This is a genomic window from Methylobacterium sp. Leaf93 (genome assembly GCF_001422345.1).
Lineage (GTDB): Bacteria > Pseudomonadota > Alphaproteobacteria > Rhizobiales > Beijerinckiaceae > Methylobacterium > Methylobacterium bullatum.
Genome location: NZ_LMMS01000026.1, coordinates 277,471 through 296,528, shown reverse-complemented (window position 1 = coordinate 296,528; position 19,058 = coordinate 277,471). Strand labels below are relative to the sequence as shown.

Annotated in this window: 19 protein-coding genes; 11 read left to right on the top strand and 8 right to left on the bottom strand. The window is 65.7% G+C overall.

All coding sequences use genetic code 11. The annotated features are described in order from the left end of the window. Positions 1-104: 104 nt before the first annotated feature. Positions 105-386 (bottom strand): hypothetical protein, encoded by a 282-nt coding sequence (locus ASF26_RS15130; RefSeq protein ID WP_147829250.1) that lies wholly within the window; start codon positions 384-386, stop codon positions 105-107. A 337-nt stretch (positions 387-723) separates the two neighbouring features. Next, positions 724-2,109 (bottom strand): aminotransferase, encoded by a 1,386-nt coding sequence (locus ASF26_RS15125; protein WP_056255528.1) that lies wholly within the window; start codon positions 2,107-2,109, stop codon positions 724-726. A gap of 127 nt (positions 2,110-2,236) precedes the next feature. On the opposite strand from ASF26_RS15125, the gene ASF26_RS15120 reads away from it, so the two are divergent. The 3 genes from ASF26_RS15120 (at position 2,237) to ASF26_RS15110 (ending at position 5,242) form a co-directional block, all read left to right on the top strand. Further along, complete coding sequence (locus ASF26_RS15120) at positions 2,237-2,764, top strand: hypothetical protein (protein ID WP_056255525.1); 528 nt, start codon at positions 2,237-2,239, stop codon at positions 2,762-2,764. A gap of 2 nt (positions 2,765-2,766) precedes the next feature. Beyond that, positions 2,767-3,534, top strand: coding sequence for an HAD family hydrolase (locus ASF26_RS15115; protein WP_244475946.1), 768 nt, complete (start codon positions 2,767-2,769; stop codon positions 3,532-3,534). A 199-nt stretch (positions 3,535-3,733) separates the two neighbouring features. Next, the gene (locus ASF26_RS15110) at positions 3,734-5,242 is read left to right on the top strand and encodes an NAD(P)/FAD-dependent oxidoreductase (RefSeq protein WP_156463004.1); all 1,509 of its coding nucleotides are present in this window, start codon (positions 3,734-3,736) and stop codon (positions 5,240-5,242) included. Positions 5,243-5,325: 83 nt separating this feature from the next. Here ASF26_RS15110 and ASF26_RS15105 read toward each other — a convergent pair whose 3' ends face one another. Next, positions 5,326-5,805 (bottom strand): MarR family transcriptional regulator, encoded by a 480-nt coding sequence (locus tag ASF26_RS15105; protein ID WP_244475945.1) that lies wholly within the window; start codon positions 5,803-5,805, stop codon positions 5,326-5,328. Positions 5,806-5,961: 156 nt separating this feature from the next. On the opposite strand from ASF26_RS15105, the gene ASF26_RS15100 reads away from it, so the two are divergent. Then, positions 5,962-6,741 (top strand): DUF1499 domain-containing protein, encoded by a 780-nt coding sequence (locus ASF26_RS15100; protein WP_056255519.1) that lies wholly within the window; start codon positions 5,962-5,964, stop codon positions 6,739-6,741. Positions 6,742-7,059: 318 nt separating this feature from the next. Here the strand turns inward: ASF26_RS15100 and ASF26_RS15095 are convergent, their stop codons facing one another. Then, entirely contained in the window at positions 7,060-7,995 is a 936-nt protein-coding gene (locus ASF26_RS15095; protein WP_056255517.1) for an MBL fold metallo-hydrolase, read from the bottom strand. A gap of 83 nt (positions 7,996-8,078) precedes the next feature. Next, entirely contained in the window at positions 8,079-9,104 is a 1,026-nt protein-coding gene (locus ASF26_RS15090) for a DUF2865 domain-containing protein (RefSeq protein WP_156463003.1), read from the bottom strand. 350 nt (positions 9,105-9,454) lie between these two features. Between ASF26_RS15090 and ASF26_RS15085 the strand changes: the two genes are divergently transcribed. The 3 genes from ASF26_RS15085 (at position 9,455) to ASF26_RS22160 (ending at position 13,050) form a co-directional block, all read left to right on the top strand. Next, complete coding sequence (locus tag ASF26_RS15085; RefSeq protein WP_056255513.1) at positions 9,455-10,801, top strand: Nramp family divalent metal transporter; 1,347 nt, start codon at positions 9,455-9,457, stop codon at positions 10,799-10,801. 139 nt (positions 10,802-10,940) lie between these two features. Next, a complete protein-coding gene (locus ASF26_RS15080; protein WP_244475944.1) occupies positions 10,941-12,365 on the top strand; it encodes a carbohydrate porin in 1,425 nt (474 codons plus the stop codon). Positions 12,366-12,873: 508 nt separating this feature from the next. Then, a complete protein-coding gene (locus tag ASF26_RS22160; protein WP_003599466.1) occupies positions 12,874-13,050 on the top strand; it encodes a DUF1328 domain-containing protein in 177 nt (58 codons plus the stop codon). A 148-nt stretch (positions 13,051-13,198) separates the two neighbouring features. On the opposite strand, the gene ASF26_RS23495 is transcribed toward ASF26_RS22160, so the two are convergent. Further along, positions 13,199-13,501 (bottom strand): NepR family anti-sigma factor, encoded by a 303-nt coding sequence (locus ASF26_RS23495; protein WP_156463002.1) that lies wholly within the window; start codon positions 13,499-13,501, stop codon positions 13,199-13,201. A 116-nt stretch (positions 13,502-13,617) separates the two neighbouring features. On the opposite strand from ASF26_RS23495, the gene ASF26_RS15070 reads away from it, so the two are divergent. Then, on the top strand, positions 13,618-14,418 hold the full coding sequence (locus ASF26_RS15070; RefSeq protein WP_018042423.1) for a response regulator: 801 nt from the start codon (positions 13,618-13,620) through the stop codon (positions 14,416-14,418). A 1,173-nt stretch (positions 14,419-15,591) separates the two neighbouring features. Here ASF26_RS15070 and ASF26_RS23765 read toward each other — a convergent pair. Further along, on the bottom strand, positions 15,592-15,786 hold the full coding sequence (locus ASF26_RS23765) for a KGG domain-containing protein (protein ID WP_027172650.1): 195 nt from the start codon (positions 15,784-15,786) through the stop codon (positions 15,592-15,594). Between the two features lie 345 nt (positions 15,787-16,131). Here ASF26_RS23765 and ASF26_RS15055 point away from each other — a divergent pair, with 345 nt between their 5' ends. Further along, on the top strand, positions 16,132-16,575 hold the full coding sequence (locus ASF26_RS15055; RefSeq protein ID WP_056255506.1) for a cyclic nucleotide-binding domain-containing protein: 444 nt from the start codon (positions 16,132-16,134) through the stop codon (positions 16,573-16,575). A gap of 10 nt (positions 16,576-16,585) precedes the next feature. Here ASF26_RS15055 and ASF26_RS15050 read toward each other — a convergent pair whose 3' ends face one another. Further along, positions 16,586-17,029 carry a VOC family protein gene (locus tag ASF26_RS15050; protein WP_056255505.1) on the bottom strand — a complete coding sequence of 148 codons (444 nt, stop codon included), beginning with the start codon at positions 17,027-17,029 and terminating at the stop codon, positions 16,586-16,588. 205 nt (positions 17,030-17,234) lie between these two features. Between ASF26_RS15050 and ASF26_RS15045 the strand changes: the two genes are divergently transcribed. Together ASF26_RS15045 and ASF26_RS15040 are read left to right on the top strand one after the other, a co-directional pair. Next, on the top strand, positions 17,235-18,071 hold the full coding sequence (locus tag ASF26_RS15045; RefSeq protein WP_056255503.1) for an N-acetylmuramoyl-L-alanine amidase: 837 nt from the start codon (positions 17,235-17,237) through the stop codon (positions 18,069-18,071). Between the two features lie 83 nt (positions 18,072-18,154). Next, positions 18,155-18,832: a L,D-transpeptidase gene (locus tag ASF26_RS15040; RefSeq protein WP_056255500.1), complete on the top strand. Its 678-nt coding sequence runs from the start codon at positions 18,155-18,157 to the stop codon at positions 18,830-18,832. Positions 18,833-19,058: the final 226 nt, after the last annotated feature.

Here is a 19,058-nt window from a genome sequence, read left to right as displayed (position 1 = left end):
AGTTCCAGTGATCGAGCTTCCGATGATCGAGTCTCGGTGACCAAGCCCGTAAAGGCTTGGTCGCACGATTTGGCCATGAGGCGTTCGGTCGGGAGGAAAAAGCCTCAGACGAGGGGCGCATCCTCGTGCTGGAAGCGGGAGAGCTGCCGGCGGGCGGCAATCTTCCGGGCCGCCTCTTTCGCAGCGGACGCCGAGACGTGAACCGCTGCGGCAAGGGCGGGCAGTGCCACGGGGCGGAAACCTTCGCGATCGGTTACCAGACCGGACGCACGGGGCGTCGACGACATGGCTGCGCGCTGGTTCTGTTCGGGGCGGGACATGGGAACGGGTCCTGTTTCACGGTGTCGGAACGCCACCAGATCCTCGTTTGTCTGGTTGACGATCACGCCAGTCTCTCGGGCACCCGCAAGAGGTTCGACCCGGACCGGCGCTGTGCGGCACGAGATCCATATGCGGCGAAGGATCATGAACGGGAGCTTAAGGATAGGCGAGACTTTACCAGGGTAGAGTTTCATCTCGCCACGCTGCGTGTCTTGTGACACACACAAGCAATATTGGAAAAATAAAAAATACCATTCCGCAACGCAATCTGACCTTCATTGCGACGCGGAAGATCTGGACTTTTCTGTGGCAGCGCCGCTCTGAGTGTCTCTCACAAAACTCCCGCTGCGCTGTCGTGGGTGGAGCGAGAACCGACCGTGATCGGGAGTTTTGTGAGGCACTTTAAAGCGCTGCGTTCAGACCTTCCGACGCGATCCAGGCCTCGGTCCGGTCGAGAGCGCGAGAGAGGCGGTCGAACAGTGTGTCGATCTCGTCGTGCGAGATGACCAGGGGAGGGCAGACCGCGACCCGGTCACCGGCGAGGAACCGGACGATCAGACCCTCGGCCTGCGCGAAGGCGACGCAGTGGGCCGCCACACCGGCCTTCGGCTCGTACTGACGCTTGGATCGCTTGTCGGCGACGATCTCCAGGCCGCCGATGAGACCGAGTCCGCGCGCCTCGCCGACGATGGGGTGGTCGGCCAGAGCCGAGAGCCGGGCCTGGAAATGAGGAGCCTTCTCCGCCACGCCTTCGACGATGCGGTCGCGCTTGTAGATCTCGATGGTCTTGAGTGCGACGGCGCAGGCGACGGGATGACCGGAATAGGTGGTGCCGTGGCCGAACGTGCCGAGCTTGGCGCTCTGCGTCACCAGCGCCTTGTAAAGCGGCTCGTCGATGCTGATGCCACCCAGCGGCATGTAGCCCGATGTCACGGCCTTGGCGAAGGACAGGCTGTCGGGCCGCATTCCCAGGGCTTCCGAGCCGAACCAAGTGCCGAGGCGCCCGAAGCCGCAGATCACCTCGTCGGCGATGAAGCGCACGTCGTAGCGGTCGAGCACGGCCTGGATCTTGGCGAAGTAGCCGGCCGGCGGGGCGATGGCGCCGCCCGCACCCATGACCGGCTCGGCCACGAATGCCGCGACGGTATCCGGCCCCTCGCGCAGGATCAGGGCCTCGAGTTCGTCGGCCAAACGCTGCGAGAACGCTTCCTCCGTCTCGCCGGCCTCGGCGAAGCGGTAATGATGCGGGCAGCCCACATGCAGGAAGCCCGGCAACGGCAGGTCCCAATCGGCATGGTTGGCCGTGAGGCCGGTCATGGAGGCGGTGGCGACCGTGACGCCGTGGTAGCCCTTGATCCGCGAGATGATCTTCTTCTTCGCCGGGCGTCCAAGCGCATTGTTGAGATACCAAGTCAGCTTCACCTGGGTGTCGTTGGCCTCAGAGCCCGACGAGGTGAAGAAGATCTTCGATGTCGGGATCGGCATCAGCTCCTTGAGGGTCTCCGCGAGCTCGATGGCCGGATCGTGGCTGCGGCCCGAGAACAGGTGAGTGAAGGGCAGGCGCGACATCTGCTCGCTCGCCGCCTCCACCAGTTCCTCGTTGGAGTAGCCCAGCGCCGTGCACCACAGGCCGGCCATCCCTTCGAGATAGGGCCGGCCGTCGCTGTCGTAGACCCAGACCCCATGGCCGCGCTCCAGCACCAGGGGGCCGGTCTCGCGGAAGGTGGAGAGGTTGGTGTAGGGATGGATCAGCGTTTCGACGTCGCGGGTCGCGAGGTTCGAGAGCATGGGCCTGCCGTTACCTGTGGAAGCGGGCCGGTTCGGCCCCGTGTTCATGCGATGCCACATTAGCGACCCGGCGCGCCTTCACAAACCCATCCCGTCACCGCAGCGCCTCGCACGGAATGTCAGGACCATGCTCGATCCCGCAACCTTCGTGGCCCATCCGGCGCCCGGCCGCTCCTGCGGAACCTGCACCCTGTGCTGCAAGGTCTACGACGTCCCGGCGGTGGAGAGCGTCGCCGGTCAATGGTGCCGCCACACCAGGCAGGGCAGGGGCTGCGCCATCCATCCGACACGGCCGGACCATTGCCGCGCCTTCCACTGCCTCTGGATGACGGAAGCCTGGCTCGGCGCCGAGTGGAAGCCGGAGAAGGCCAAGATGGTGCTCGCCCTCGACCCGGTGACGAAGAACATGAATGTCCAGGTAGACCCCGGCCAGCCTAACGCCTGGCGGCGCGAGCCGTATTACGGACAGTTGCGGCGCTGGGCCACCGCATCGCTGCCGCAGGACAGGCTCGTCCTCGTCCATCTCAACACATCCACCACCGTCATCCTGCCGGACCGTGACGTGGCCTTGGGCGTGTTCGAGCCCGGCGACAGGATCGTGCGGCGAGATCGCGCCGGCGTCTTCGATGTCGAGAAGGTGAGGGCCGGCGCTTGACCGTGACGACGCCACGCCGTCTCGCCGGCATCCTGTTCGACAAAGACGGCACCCTCATCGATTTCGACCGGACCTGGGGTCCGGCAGCGTATGCGGTCATGGATGACCTTGCCGGGGGCGACCGCGTCCGACTGGAAGACTTGATGGCAGTGAGCCATTACGTCGAAGAGGAGCGCCGCTTCCTGCCGACGTCCCCCCTCATCGCGGGCTCTTCGGCCGCTTATGGCCCGATCTGGGCAAAGGTGCTCGGCCGCCCGGCGGGACCGGACCTCTACGGGGAGATGGACCGGCTGTTTCGCCGCGAAGGTCTGGCGCATTTATGCCCGATCGGTGATCCGGCCGGAATGGCACGCCATCTCGTCGGTGCCGGTTACGCGCTCGGCATCGCCACCAACGATGCAGAAGCCTCGGCGCGGGCACAGGCTGATGCCCTCGGTCTGACGCCCCATCTCTCCTACGTCGCGGGTTACGATTCAGGGCATGGGTCCAAGCCGGAACCCGGCATGGTCAGCGCCTTCGCCGCGCAACTCGGCGTCGCCCCGACACACATCGCCATGATCGGCGATTCGCCTTACGACCTCGTCGCCGGGCGCGCGGCCGGTGCCATGACCATCGCCGTTCTGAGCGGACCCATGGGTGAGGGAGCCCGCGAGATCATGACGCCGCTCGCCGACCATGTGGTCGCCTCGATCGGCGATCTCGCCGACTTGCTCGCCGGGATCGCCAATCAGGCACGAGTGAGTGCAGACGGGTCGCAACCGGGACGGTAAGTGAGGCCTTCACCGATCCGGCCGCCCCTGATGGAAGGGGAATATTTACCCGGAAACGTCACATCTGACCGTGTCGCTTCCCGACGACAGGCCAGGCCTATCCGGCCAGTTCGGCGATGGCGGCAGGACGCTGTCGTGTAGGCATGTCTCGCCCGCGCGTCCTCCCCGATCATCACCTTGACTGCGTGAGTTTCCGACGATGCCTCCCCACGACCGCGCCGGCCTCGATAGCAGCAAGCCGAACGCCCCAACGAAGCGGGACATTCTCCGTGGCGCCGTCGGCACGGCCTTTACCGCCGTGTTACCGATCATCGCCTCACCCGCCCTCGCGCAGACCGGTAAGGCCCAAAAACACGTGCTCGTCCTCGGTGCCGGCATGTCCGGGCTGACGGCGGCGCTGGCACTCCTGCGCCGTGGACACCGCGTCACGGTCATCGAGTATCAGGACCGCATCGGCGGCAGGCTCCTCTCCCTTCCGCTCAAGAACGGACAGTTCACGGAGGCCGGCGGCGGGCATTTCCGATCCAACATGCCGTATGTGCTGAGCTACGTCCGGCGCTTCAACCTGCCGCTCCTCAGCCTCAACGACGGCCTTCCCCGCTACATGGTCGGCGGGCAGACCGGCACGGGCGCCGACCTCGCCAACTGGCCCTGGGCCGTTTCACGGGAGGAGCGCAACGTCAGCGTCGCGACGAGCCTCAACCGCTATCTCTATAGGGCGGGGCTCGACACCGATTCTGTGCTCGATTCCCGCTGGCCCGACCCGGATTCCCTGGCGCGCTACGACAACGTGACGGTGGGCGACCTCGTGAAGGGCGTCGGCGCATCAGATGCCTTCTGCCAGCTCCTCGATGCCCATGGCGGCACCTTCACCAGTCGCTCGCAGGCCCTGGGTGCCATTCCCGACCTCGCCTATCATTTCGGCGACCAGAACGTATTTCGCATCGAAGGCGGCAACAACCGCCTGCCCATGGCCCTGGCGGGGGCCATCGGCCCGGCAAACATCGTCCTGAAGGCGGAGGTGGTCAGCATCGAGCAGACCGACGGAGGCGTCCGCGTCGGCACCCGCGACGGCCGCGACTTCTCCGGCGACGCCATCGTGTCCACGATCCCGTTCAGCGTCCTCGGCGGCATCGACGTGAAACCCGGCTGGTCGGAGGCCAAGCGGCGCATGTTCGCGGAGATGGAATGGGACAAGACCGTGAAGGTCATCGTCCAGACCAAGACACCATCGTGGCTCTCGAAGAACGTCCATGGCTGGCCGATGGCCGGCGGTGACCGCCCCTGGGAGCGGGTCATCGACATCACCGGCAACGAGACCGGTTCGCATGGAAACGTCTTCTTTTACCTGAACGGCGCCAATGCAGAGGCCATCCTGGCCCGCCCCCGCGAGACGCGGGCTCAGGTGACCGTCGATCAGTTCCGCGCCGACATGCCCGACCTGTTCGACGAGGTGATCACGGTGAAGGACTTCGCCTGGACCGAGCAGCCCTGGATCAGGGGCTCGTTCGGTTCGCCTCCGTTGGGCGGCGGCTGGATGATCCGGGAATGGACGACGCCCGAAGATCGCATCCATTTCGCCGGGGACTTCACCAGCCTGAAGACCGGCTGGGTCGAGGGCGCGATCGAGGCGGGGCTGCGGGCCGCCCGCCAGATCGACCCGCTGGTGGAGGCCGAAGGACGACCGGTGATCCGTCAATCACTCTGACCATTCGGGAAATGGGCGCGTGCGGCGAATCTCCGCCATCGTACGAGGGAACGAGGATGAAGGCTCCCCACCCCCATCCGGCATCAGGTCTCAGAATCGGCACGCGCCACGTCGCGCCACTTGAGAACGAGCTGCTCAAAGGCAGCGATGTCGTCCCGGGGCAGGGTGCCGAGGGTGCGGGCGACATAGGCCTTCTGCGTGGCGATGCCGCGGGCCGCGATCTCGGTCCCGGCCGGAGTGAGGCGGAGGGCGTGCGAGCGCCGGTCGCCGGGGATGGCGTGGCGCTCGACGAAGCCGGCCTGCACGAGCCGGTCGATCAACCCTGACACGTTGCCCTTGGTGACGTAGAGGCGCGCGGCGAGATCCTGCTGCGTCAATCCCTCGCGTTCGGTGAGCGTCGAGAGCACGTCGAATTGCGGAATCGACAAACCGAGGCCGCGCAGTTCGGCCGCCATCGCGGCGGTCACTCTCCGGTTGAGGCGGATGAAGCGGAACCAGACCCTCAGCGGGTCGTCCGATCCTCCATCGGGCATGGGCGTGCTGGGCGCTGCGGTGAGACTCATGTGGAGGCCGCTATAGCAGAAGCGGGCGGCATCGAAAGCGCGGCCAACTCGCGGGTGGCGTCGGAATGCCAGGCCCGGTAAAGCTTTGGGCTCAGGCGCGCGGGCACCACCTCCCGATGGCGCAGCGATCTCCCGGACAGCGATTCCATCCGTATCATGCGTCGTTCGCCTATCGAGGAGCCCATCACCCGCGCCGGTCCGCTCTCGCGCGGCACCGCCATCCTGTCGGTCCTCGCCACCCTGTTCGCCCTCGTTCTGGTGCGCGACCCACGGGCGGAAGAGGGTCCCGCCCTGGTGACGCTGGCGTCCGGCCTCGTCCTGGCGGTGATCGCGATCGCCTTTGCCGTCTTCGCCTTCGTCCGGGTGTGGCGCGAGGGTGAGCGCGGACTGGGCGGCGCAATCGTTGGCCTGTTGCTCGCGGCGATCGTCCTCGGCTATCCGGCCTTCGTCGGGCTGCGCGGCCTGCGCCTTCCCGCCATCACCGACGTCACCACCGATACCGACAACCCGCCCGCCTTCTCGCGCTCGCATGCCGCCTTCACGGCGCGCGAAGGACATTATCCCCCCGATCCCGGCCCCGAGGCACGGATCGCGCAGCGCGCCTCCTATCTGCAGGTCGCCCCGCTCACCCTGGATCTCGACGCCAACGCCGCGTTCGAACTCGCCCGGAAGGCCGCGGTGAACCGCAAATGGCAGATCGTGGAGGCGATCCGCCCCGGAGGCCGCGTCGGCAACGGCCGGATCGAAGCGGTGACGCGCGGCCTCATCCTGAACCTCGCCAGCGACATCACGGTCCGTGTCCGACCGAGGGCGGACGGAGCCCGAATCGACGTGCGCTCCGCCTCCCGTATCGGCGACCGAGACTTCGGCGCCAATGCCGACACCATCCGGGGCTATCTCGACGAGGTCGCCAACCTCGCCATCGCCGTCAAATAAGCGGTCGAGCCGAGGCTGTCGGCTCGGTCAGGTTCGGCTGCAGGGGAAGCGCGCACTTCCACTTCCAGAAGGCTGCAACATTCACCCCCGCTCTTTCCGTCAGAGCGCATCCCTCTCCCCCTTGTGGGGAGAGGTCAGGAGTGGGGGTGGCTCCGCCAGCCTCCGTAACCTGAGGGTCGCCCAACCACCCCCACCTCCAACTCCTCCCCACAAGGGAGAGGAGAGCGGCGCCTCCTGCGAAACGGATAGATCCAATAGTCGGAAGGAGAGGGGGCCTGGAGCGACCGCTCGATCCGCGGCCATCATACGATGTCGGTTTCAGGCCGGCCTGTAGACGCCGTCGAGGCGCGGCGGGCCATCGGTGACGACGAACCCGCGCTCCACCAGATCCTCCAGATGGGCGAAGACCGAGAGCGCCGCCGCACCCTGAAGGGGGGCGCTCAAGCCCTGATAGATCACCCCGACGATGGAGCGGATGTCGCCGTCCCCGGCCTCGATCCGCGTGCGGATCGCGCTCTCGCGCTGGCGCCGGTGGGCGGCGAGGCCCCGGACGAAGCGGCGCGGATCGCGCACCGGGCCACCATGTCCCGGCCAGTAGATCGTCTCGTCGCGCCCGCGCAACGCCTCGAGCGACGCCATGTAGGCCCGCATCGAACCGTCGGGCGGCGCCACGATGGTAGTGGACCACGCCATCACGTGATCGCCCGAGAAAAGGGCCGCTTCTTCCGGCAGGGCGAAGGCGAGGTGGTTCATGGTGTGACCCGGCGTTTCCACCGCGCGCAGGGTCCAGCCCGGCCCCTCCAGCGTGTCGCCCTCGTTCATCTGGCGGTCGGGCCGGTGGTTCCGGTCGGCGCTGGCGTCGAGATGCGGAAACTCGCCCTCCGCCAGGTTTCTGGCGGCGCGATGCGGGCCGCAGCCGACGATGGGCGCGCCCGTCTCCGCCTGCAGCAGCCGGGCGCCCGGCGAGTGATCGCGGTGGGTGTGGGTGACGACGATGGCGGTGAGCCGCTCGCCGGCAATGGCCGCGATCAGCGCCGCCACGTGAGCGGCATCGGCGGGACCGGGATCGATGATCGCCACCTCGCCCTGTCCGACGATGTAGCTGCAGGTGCCGCTCGACGTGAACGGACTGGCGTTGGGACAGATCCGCCGGCGCACCAGCGGCGACAGGCTCACCGTCTCGCCGTTGGCCGGGGCCGCCCCATCGAAGTTCGGATCCGCCGCGGTGTCGCCGTCGTCGCTGGTCTTGGTCATGCGGTACCTGGAACGATCACACTCGTGTCCGCCCCTAAGCCATCGCGGGGCGAGCCACAACGGAAGCCCCGCCATGAGTGACGTCAGCGGGTGAAGGGTGAGGACACCACGACGCGGACGATGGCGAAACCCGCATTGACGTCCTGGCTGCGCTGGACGCTGCCGAAGCCTCCGTTGCCATCGCCGGAGTTCATCTGCGCAACACGGATGCGGGGGGCACGGTCGACCGTTCGGCTGGCCTGACGGATATCCTGCTCGGCGGCGCGGGCATCGGCCTCGCGCCGGACGACGTCGATCTTGCGGTCGATGCTGCGGCGCTCGCGCGGTGAGAGGAGACCGGCCTCGCGGAAATCCACCACCGTGAAACCGCCGGGCCGGGTGGAGACGACCACGCGGGCGCTCGATGGGGTGGCGACCACGTCGCCCACCCGCGCGGTCAGGTCGCGCTCGATCGGCAGAGGCGCCGCCGCCACGCCTTCGGGCTGGCAGGAGCACTGCTCGACACGCTTGATGCGGTACAGGTTGGCGACCTGAAGGGCCCGGTAGGGACGCCCGTCGAGACCGACGGCCCGGTCGAGATCGTTCTGCCTCGCACCCAGCGTGTAGAGGCTGGTGGCGGCGTTGGGGCATGAAGCGGCACAGGCCGCCTCGTGCAGAGGAATGTCGGCGTGGGACGCCAGGCGCCCAAGGGGGAACAGGTAGCCGTCACAGGCCCGGACGCAGACCGTGCGGGCTCCGAGTGCCGAGGCGGTCAGCGCGGCGGAGGCGGCGCGGCTCGCACGGGCGGGGGAGGGGCGCGTGAGACGCGCAAGGCGTGGCGTCTGGCGCGGCGCCTGCACCGCCGCGATGCGGCTCGTGGTGGGAAGGGAGGCGTAGCGGGGCCGGGCAGGACGCGGCATCGAAGCGGGCGCGGGCTGCGGCTTCACCGCCGGACCGCGAAAAATCTCCTCGAAGAAACTGAAGATGCCTCCCTGCTCGGAGGCCTGGACCAGGCTCGATCCGGCAACGACACCGCCGAGTCCAAGGACCAGCCCGGCCATGACCGGGGCGACAACGCGCGTCTGCGCCGCGAAACTCGTCCGTCTCCTGCCGGGGTTCGTTGACCGCATCGTTCTCTTAACCCTTCGGCAACCATCCGCCAGGACGCCCGTCCTGCCTAAGGCCCAGGCGAATGCCTTCGCAACGGGGGTAGACCACCGAGCTTTGCTCATCGGTGAAGGGCCGATCCCACCCTGTATCGGTCCGCGCATCCGGCCGGAGGCCCGACAGGGGGAACTGGGGAGCGGACCTGCCCGCCCTCGCCAGCGGGCGTTTCATGCCCGCGCCACAACGCTCGCGGGACGGAGACGACGCTCGCCGCCGGCCCCTATCTTAGCCTTTGTTTTCCATTATAGCCGATGCTATATGCCGTCCTGGGTGCAGTGCGGTACCCACGACTCAGCTCGACGGAAGACGCGGCATGGACAGGCTCGACGAAGACCGGGGGTGGCGCTTCAGCCGCGAAACGAACGAACAGCCGAGTCTCGGTCGCATGAATGCCAGCGTCCCCGTGCTGTCTCATGGATCCTGGCTGCGGCGGCTGCTGGCTTTCATCGGGCCGGGCTACATGATCTCCGTCGGCTACATGGACCCGGGCAACTGGGCCACGGACATCGCGGGCGGCTCGCAATTCGGCTACACGCTGCTCGCCGTCATCCTGCTCTCGAACCTCATGGCGATCGTGCTGCAGGCCCTCTCGGCCCGGCTCGGCATCGCCACCGGCCGCGACCTCGCCCAGGCCTGCCGCGATCATTATCCCCGGCCCGTCAGCTTCATCCTGTGGATCGCCTGTGAGGCGGCGATCATCGCCTGCGACCTCGCCGAGGTCATCGGCACCGCCATCGCCCTCAAGCTGCTCTTCGGCATCCCCCTCGTCATCGGGGCGATCATCACCGCCCTCGACGTGTTCCTGATCCTGCTGCTGATGCGGCGCGGCTTCCGGGCACTCGAAGCCTTCGTCATCGCGCTGCTGCTGGTGATCTTCGTGTGCTTCGGCATCCAGATCGCGCTCGCCGCGCCTCCAATTCAGGCGGTGCTCGCGGGCTTCATCCCCTCGTCGCAGATCGTCACCAACCCGGCCGCCCTTTACATCGCCATCGGCATCATCGGCGCCACCGTCATGCCGCATAACCTCTACCTGCACTCCTCCATCGTGCAGACGCGGGCCTATCCCCGCACCGAGGAAGGACGGCGGGGCGCCCTGCGCTTCGCGGTGACGGATTCGACCATCGCCCTAATGCTGGCGCTCTTCGTCAATGCCGCGATCCTCATCATGGCCGCCTCGGTGTTCCATTCCACCGGGCGCACCGACGTGCAGGAGATCGAGCAGGCCTACGAGTTGCTGTCGCCGCTCCTGGGAGCCGGCATCGCCTCCACCTTGTTCGCCGTGGCGCTCCTGGCCTCGGGGCTCAACTCCACCGTCACCGCGACGCTGGCCGGCCAGATCATCATGGAAGGCTTCCTGCGCCTGCGCATACCCGATTGGGCGCGGCGCCTCATCACGCGCGGCATCGCCATCGTCCCCGTGGTCGTCGTGACGGGGCTCTACGGGGAGGATGGCACTGCGCGCCTTCTCGTGCTCAGCCAAGTCGTCCTGTCCATGCAATTGCCCTTTGCGGTGATCCCGCTCGTGCGCTTCGTGTCGGACAAGCGAAAGATGGGCGCTCTGGTGATTCCCGCCTGGCTGAAGCTCCTCGCCTGGGTCATCGCCGCCATCATCGTCGTCCTGAACGTCAAGCTCCTGGTGGACACCGTCACGGGCGCCTGACGCATAGGGTCCGACGCCCGCTGGCCCAACGGGCGGCGAGCGGACACCACACAGCCCCCACCGGGCCGCGCCGCGGCACCGGACGGTGAAGCTTTGCCCAATTATATAGCATATGCTATACTATCGAGATGAGGCGTCGATGATCAGCATGAGGATGATCGCACGGCGGCACGTGGCGCCGGTTTGTATCGCCGCCGCCGTTTTCGCCCTCTTGGCGGCCGATCCCGCATGGTCGGACCCCGGCGAGACGGGCGCCGTGGACGATCGTCCGGCGCAATCGGCTCCGCTGGAGCCCGATCGTCCCCCCTCCATCCAGACGTCACTCGGTGCATTCGGGGATCCGGGCGGCTTCCGCAGCATGCTGGCGGCGCGGGGCATCGACTACAACCTGCTCTATACGAACGAAATCCTCGGCAATGTGTCCGGCGGGGTGAGGCAGGGCGCGATCCATGCCGGCAAATTCGAGACCGCCGTCACGGTCGATTTCGATCGTCTCGCCGGGTGGACCGGATGGCACGGCTTCGCCAACGTCTTCCAGATCCACGATACCGGCGGCCTGCGCGACCGGAGTTTCCAGCGGCTCATCACGGTCAGCAACATCGAAGCCTATCCCTCGACGCGGCTCTCGGAACTCTGGCTGGAGCGGGCCTCCGAGGACCGGAACCTGAGCCTGCGCTTCGGGCAACTGGTGGCGGATGGAGAGTTCTTCTCGTCCGAGACCGGCAAGATCTTCCTGAGCAACGACTGGCCGACCATCACTGGGGCAAATCTTCCGAGCGGCGGCCCCGCCTATCCGATCTCGACCCCCGGCATGAGGCTGCGCTGGACGCCCGATGCTTCGGTGAGCGGGCTCGTTGCCATCTTCAACGGCGATCCCGGCGATCAGGCCAGCGTCAACCGGACCGGATTGAATTTTCGGCTCAACGATGCGCCCCTGGTGATGGGAGAGGTCCAGTTTCGCGCGGCGCCCGGCCGCGATGGGTTCGGCCGGAGTCTGAAGCTCGGCGGGTACCGGCATTTCGGACGTTTCGACGATTACCGCTACGACCGGACGGGACTCCCCCTGGCAAACCCACGCAGCGGCGGCTCGGCACGGCGCCACGCCGGCACCAGCGGCGCCTATGCGGTCGTCGACGCGCAGCTCTATCGGCCTGCGGGCGGAAGCGAGACGGATGGAATCTCCGCCTATGCCCGCCTTTCGACGAGCCCTTCGGACCGGAACCTCATCGATCTCTGGGCTGATGGGGGCATCGTGGTCACGGGCCTGACACCCGGCCGTCCGAAAGACGCCTTCGGCCTGAGCGTCATTTACGCGCGGATCGGCGAGAACGCCCGGCGCTACGACCTGGACCGGCTCTCATTCGGCACCGAGTTCCACGTTCCGCGCAGCTACGAAGCCACGATCGAAGCGACTTATCTTTTCGCGGTAGCGCCCGGTTGGACGATCCAACCGGACATCCAATACGTCTTCAACCCCGGCGGCGGTGCCGCCGATCCGAACCGCCCGGGTCAGCGCATAAAGGGCGGCGCCGTGTTCGGCCTCCGCTCGACGCTCACCTACTGATCAGCGCCGACGCGCGCCACGCACCCGAACCGGCACCAGTTGGGGAGTGGGTGAAGAGCCCTCAACGACCTGTACGAATCCGCGAGCGGCAGCGGCGACCGCATCGAGGAAGCGTCGTGCGATTGATGCGGCCAGCGACTCTCTCATCAGATTGTATCCGTGTTCGGGAACAGGTGACGAACGCCACATGGGACACCGGGTTCCACTCTGACGTCAACAACTATGTGGGTCTGTCCTCCGGGCGCCGACAAGAGACCCGTCGATATGACGCATGTCTGCGATGCACGCGCGGCCGGACGGACGTCACATCCGCCCCAGACAGACGCAGGAAGGGCGTGAGTCCAAATGGGAAAACCCGGAGTCCCGCAAGCCGCGACCACGACGAGCGACGGCCGAAAATCAATCGTGACCGCTTTATGTCAAAGTGAGGAACCGGCCGGAGAACTTGGCGTTATTGCTGTCATGAGGTTGCGGCACAGGTCGCGCCAGCTTCAAAAGGATCCGGACCATGCTTGGTTGGGCTGTAACATTCCTCGTCGTCGCTCTCGTGGCCGCTCTGCTTGGCTTTGGTGGTATTGCCGGCACCGCCATGGAAGCCGCGAAGCTCGTCTTCTTCGTCGCCATCGTCCTGTTCGCCATATCGGCCGTGATCGGCTTGATGCGCGGTCGCTCGCCGACCCTCTAACGGGCGGACGTGTCGGCGCAACGGCGTCGAATAGGCACCGAAACGAGAAAGCCGCCGGATGATCCGGCGGCTTTTCTTCAATCGTCGCCCAGTCTGACGACTGCCATCGTGCCGGTGCACACGTCAGACGAATGATGCGTATTGTAGCCTAAACGTCGTCGAGGGTTTGAACCGAGGATTCGTCCATCCGGGCGATCAGGTCGCGAAAGCGATCCGGGACCGGCTGCTGAACGATGGTGTCGTACATGGCTCGCAAGTGCATGCCGATCCGCTTCTGAGTGAGGTCACTCAAGCGGTGAGAATCAGGGCCTTCTGGTCTCGGCTCATGTACCTGCTCCGATCGCGTCTCCGGTACGGAGATGCGGTCCGTCTCGTCATCGTCCATTCGGTTATCCCCTTGATGCCACTCGGTGGCATCGCCGCGATTGTTTTGCGGCTTGACATAAGTCATGGCTGCACCTGCAACGCAGCGCCATACAATCGGTTCCGGGCCTAGCGGAACACAGCCCATCGATCCGCGTTGTGGCGGTGGCGACCATAAAGAACGGCAGAGCCTAAGGGGATCTAATGTCGACAGCTCAACTCGTCGTGCAACATCTGCCGTACCTGCGCCGCTACGCGCGGGCGCTTACCGGCAGCCAGGTCGCCGGCGATGCCTATGTGGCCGCCACCCTGGAAACGCTTGTGAACGAGCCGGACACGTTGGGGCGCAGCACCAACGTCAAGGCCGACCTGTTCCGCGTCTATACGCGCATCTGGAACTCCCTCTCGGTGAACGGCCAGAGCGATCATGTACAGCATGATCTGCCCGCCGAAGTGCGCCTCGGCCAGATCACGCCGCTGCCTCGTCAGGCGTTCCTGCTGTCGTGCCTCGAAGGCTTCTCCGAGGAGGATGCCGCCGTGATCCTCGAGGTCGACGTCAGCCAGGTGCGCGACCTCGTCGACGAAGCGGGTCGGGAGCTGGCCGCCGACATGGCGACGGAAATCCTCATCATCGAGGACGAGCCGCTGATCGCCATGGATCTCGAAGCACTCGTGGAAGGCCTCGGCCACAATGTGATCGGCGTGGCGCGCACACGGTCCGAGGCGATCAAGATCGCGTCGGAGGGCTCGCGCCCCGGTCTGATCCTGGCGGACATCCAGCTCGCTGATGGCTCGTCGGGCCTCGATGCCGTGAACGACTTGTTGAAGACCTTCGAGGTCCCGGTGATCTTCATCACCGCCTATCCCGAGCGGTTCCTCACCGGAGAACGTCCGGAGCCGGCCTTCCTCATCGCCAAGCCGTTCCAGCCCGCCAATGTGTCGGCGGTGATCAGCCAGGCACTGTTCTTCCAGCAGAGCGCCCGGCGGCGCGAGAAGACGGCCTGACCAAGGCGCCGCGAAAGCCGCGAACTAAGCAAGCAGCCCCGGTCTCGCACCGGGGCTTTTCTTTTGGTGATCGAACCCTTCGGCCATGAAAAAACGGGCCGGACTGAGTCCGACCCGTAAAAAAGTTTCCGGCCAATGCACAAGGGGAATGCGGGGGAGGACCAGGCGGCCGGGTGATCTGACAACGAGCCGGATGCCACACGGTTCCACAAAATGCCTCGACCGCCATTTCATGGATTGACGTGATTTTTTTGCAACGCCGCCTTGTGGACCATTTGTCGTTGACCGAAAATTTTTAGCAACAAAGAGGGACCTGTTCACTAGTCATAAAGTTTTTAGACCAGTCGAGGAACCCGGAACGGGCTAGTCCGGTTATCGAGCATCCTGTCAAGCTCCGTTTGGAGATTACGACAATGCTTCGGTCCGGTTTCATCCTGAGTGTCGGTGGACCTGCAGCACTCATGACGATGCTGGTGCATCCCATCCTACAGCGCGAGGCCGACCTTCGGTCACTTCCCGTCACCACCGTCACGCAGCAGGCGCCCGCGAGCGTCGCTCGGGCGATCTTCCTCGCTCCAGTGGGGGCTACGAAGGCCGGGGGTACGACACTCCGTGTCTCGACAGCGCTCTCCGTCGAGCGTCGGACTCCTGCAGCGGCGTCGGATCAGAATTCGGCTATGACCGACAAGCCGGTGATGAAACCGCGCCGGACGATGCGCGACGGCTGCGAGGGAGCGATCAGTTCGCTGGCAGGTCCCGAAGCGCGCCGCATGATCCCGGGGCGCTGCATCGCCTGAGGTGTCCCGGAGAGCCTGCTCGACCGGGTCTTTCAGCGGATATTCACGCCAAAGTGGACCCTCCCGACAGACGACCTCATATTGAGGTGCCGGAGCGTCGCGGAGGCCTCGAAGGCGCCCTCCAGCCGCAAACCGATACCTGGAAACCTCCTTCGAGGCCGCTGCGCGGTACTCAGGATGAGGTGACGGTTTGAAAGAACAAGCTGAGTATTCTTTGGGTCCAGAGACCCGCAAAAAAGCCTTCCGCTCTTCGCGGAGGGTTTTTTGCCGTCGACGGTCGCTATCGCGGAACGGAACAGATGGCAGAAGGGTGCCAGCAACAGAAAGGCGCGCACCGGTAAACGGTGCGCGCTTCATTTCGATATCGTTCCGGGCCTTAGTCTTCGCCGTGGCGCCCAGGCGTTGTCGACTGGCCACCTTTGCGACCGGCCGACGAGGCGAGTTCGCGATCCTGGGAAAATGAACGCTTTTCCGCCGGCACGCTCCGTCCACCCTTGCTCGCGATCTCGCGTTGCCGCTCCAGATCCATCGATGCAAAACCTCGCTTTGAGGTAGAATTTCCTGATGCCATCAGCGCCTCCTCAGCATGTGGTTCTCGAACAGAACAACCTTCGCCAATATCGATGGTTCCTCGGCCAACCTTGCCGAAGACAAATGGCCGCCCCGGTCTGGTCGTGCAGGGTACATCACTGTCGTCATCTGCCTCGGCGAAGCCGGAAATTCGCTGCGGAATGCGAACGGTCACTCCCATGAATCGGCGGCGGCGGACCGCTTCGGCGATCCCCGCGAGGGTGAGGCATGCGCTTGGATCGGGCAGGGCTGGACAATGGATGGGCAAACCGCATGGATGCGCGGGACGTAAGAGCGCCCGGTGGTGGGCGTCTGCGAGCGGAGCGCTCAGAATGGTCCACGCATCATGACCCTCGACACGGAGGTATCCTCACTTCGACAGGTCCCGTTGTTTCGCGGTGTCGAGCCGTCGCGCCTGAAGCTGCTCGCTTTCACGAGCGAGCGCGTTCATTTCGAGGCCGGTCAGCAGCTTTTCGCCCGAGGCGACGTGGCGGACGCCGCCTACCTTATCCTGGAAGGCTCGGCAGCCGTGACCATCGATGGACCGTTCGGCCCGTTCCGGCTGGCCCTTCTCGGGCCGAATGCCCTCGTCGGCGAGATGGGCATCCTGGCCGACCAGCCGCGCTCGGCCACCGTCCAGGCGGAGACCCCCATCACGGCCCTCCGCATCGATCGGACCGTCTTCCTCGAACTCCTGGCTCAGTTCCCTCAGATCAGCATCGCCGTCATGCGTGAACTCGCGCTGCGGCTCGAGCACACGAACCAGCAGCTGGCGGAACGCCGCACCTGAGACGGAACCGTTACTCAGTCGGGTAGGTGATGAATTCCATCAACGACCCGTCCGGATCGCGGAAATAGACGCTGATCCCCGCGCCGGCAGCCCCGTTTCGATCCACGGGGCCGAGCTCGACAGGGACACCCTGCGCCGCCAGATGCGCCACCGCGTCCTCGATCGAACCCGACCAGCGAAAGCACAGGTCGCTGCCGCCGGGCATCACCGGCCGCTCGGCCAGGGGCGTCGGCGACAGGCCCGGACCATGGACGTTCAGTTGAACGCCGCCGAACCGGTACGCGACACCCTTCCCACGGGGGATCACCTCGGCCCCGAGCACGTCGCGATAGAATGCGGTGGATCGCTCCCAATCCGAGACATGGATCACGCAATGGTCGAGGTGGATCGCCGGACCAAGCTCGGCGAGGGGTTCCTCGATCTCAGGAACGGTGAGCGTCTCGGTATCGGCCATCGCGCCTGCGCCTTGGTTTTCGGCGGCTCGGCCGCATCAACGGGGAGCATGCCCCGTGCGGACCGGCGGGGCAACGCGGGTCTTGCGGATACGCCGGTCGCACAAACCTGAGGTCTACTGCTAAATCTCAAGTTGCATTAACCGTCGGCTTTTCCACATGCTCGTCCTACCGCGAATCGCTCGCGGCTCGAGGGGGGCGGGGATCATGGCGTTCGCGATCAGTTCCAATCAATTGCGCCGCGATGGCAAACCCGTCACCTCCATCCCTTCGCCCTATACCGATGGAGCACTTCCCTCGCCGACGCGATTTCTGGTGATGCATTTCACCTACGGAGCCAGTGCGAGATCCAGCGCCGAGTGGTTCCAAAGCAAGGCGAACAAGGGTTCGTCGGCCCATCTCGTCATCGACCGCGATGGATCGGTCATCCAATGCGTACGCTTCGACAAGGTGGCGTGGCATGCCGGCAAATCGACATGGCGCGGCCTGTCCGGCCTCAACCACCATTCCATCGGCATCGAGCTCGCCAATTGGGGGTACCTCAATCCGGCCGGGACCGAATGGAAGACCTATACCGGCCTTACCATCGCCCATCCGCACATGGCGAGACACAAGAACGGCAATCCCAACGGCGTGAAGGGGCCGATCGGATGGGAGGCCTATCCCCCGGTTCAGTTCCAGGCCGCCGTCGAGGTCGTGCGACTGCTCGTGGAGAAATATGGCGTCGAAGAGATCGTCGGTCATGACGACGTCAGCCCTGACCGGAAATGGGATCCCGGCCCGGCCTTCGACATGGCGCATTTTCGCAGCCTCGTCTTCGGGGGCCGGGCCGACAGTGACGGTGTCGGCCTCACGGTCGATGTCGCCGAGGGTTTGAACCTGCGAACCGGACCCGGAACGACGTTTCCTGTGGTCCGGCTGCTTCCGTCCGGGACGCTGGTGGAGCCGATCGAGCGCGATGGTAGATGGCTCAGCGTCAGCGTGCTGAATGCGCAAGGTCAGCCGAGCCAGACGGGCTGGGTCCACGACCACTACCTCTCGTAAAGGGCGCAGGTTGGGCAGGTTCCCTCCGGCTGCGACGTGAAAGACACAACATTAGAGGCCACCGGACGGTAGTCATGAGGGCAATGATCCGCCCGACGACCACTTTCGTGGAGCCCTCCATGCATATCAGTCGCGTCCTACTCAGCCTGCTCGTCATCGCTCCATTGGCCGCATGCAATTCCCGTGGCCCGATGACGGTGGCGCAGGATGACGAGGCCGCCTGGTATACGGGTTCGATGCCGGACAAGCCCTACGACGTCCCGCTGGTGGACACGTCGCGGCTCGATCCGAAATACCGCCGCCAGGTCGTGCGCTACACCGGCGCGGAGAAGCCGGGCACCATCGTCGTCGACATCGACAACCGCCAGCTCGCCCTGGTGCAGGAGGACGGCACGGCCCGTCAGTACGGAATCGGCGTCGGCAAGCTCGGCTTCTCCTGGAAGGGCGAGGCGAAGGTCGGCCGCAAGGGCGTATGGCCGGATTGGAGCCCCACCACCACGATGGTCTCCCTCAACCCCGACCTGCCGCGGACCCGCAAGGGCGGCGTCGACAACCCGCTGGGCGCCCGCGCGCTCTACCTCTACCAGAACAACCGGGACATCCTGTTCCGCATCCACGGCACCAACGAGCCGTGGAGCATCGGCGAGCAGATGTCGTCCGGCTGCGTGCGCATGCTGAACGAAGACATCGTCGACTTGTTCGAGCGCGTTCCCGTCGGCACGCGGGTGCTGGTGCGGCGCAACGGCAAGTATCGGGTCTGAGGACGTATCTGGTCTGAGGACGTATCGGGTCCGGGCACGGGGCCGAGACAACGTCATCCGTGAGTGACGGCACCGCCGACATTGGCCCTCGATCCTCGGGCGAGGTTCGCCAGGACCGCTGATCGCGCGCAACCCGGCAGAACCGCCGGGTACCCTCTCGTCGGAGTGGCACACTCTGCATGATGCATATTTGTCACGTCGCCGTATGACAAACCTCGTCTCTCGT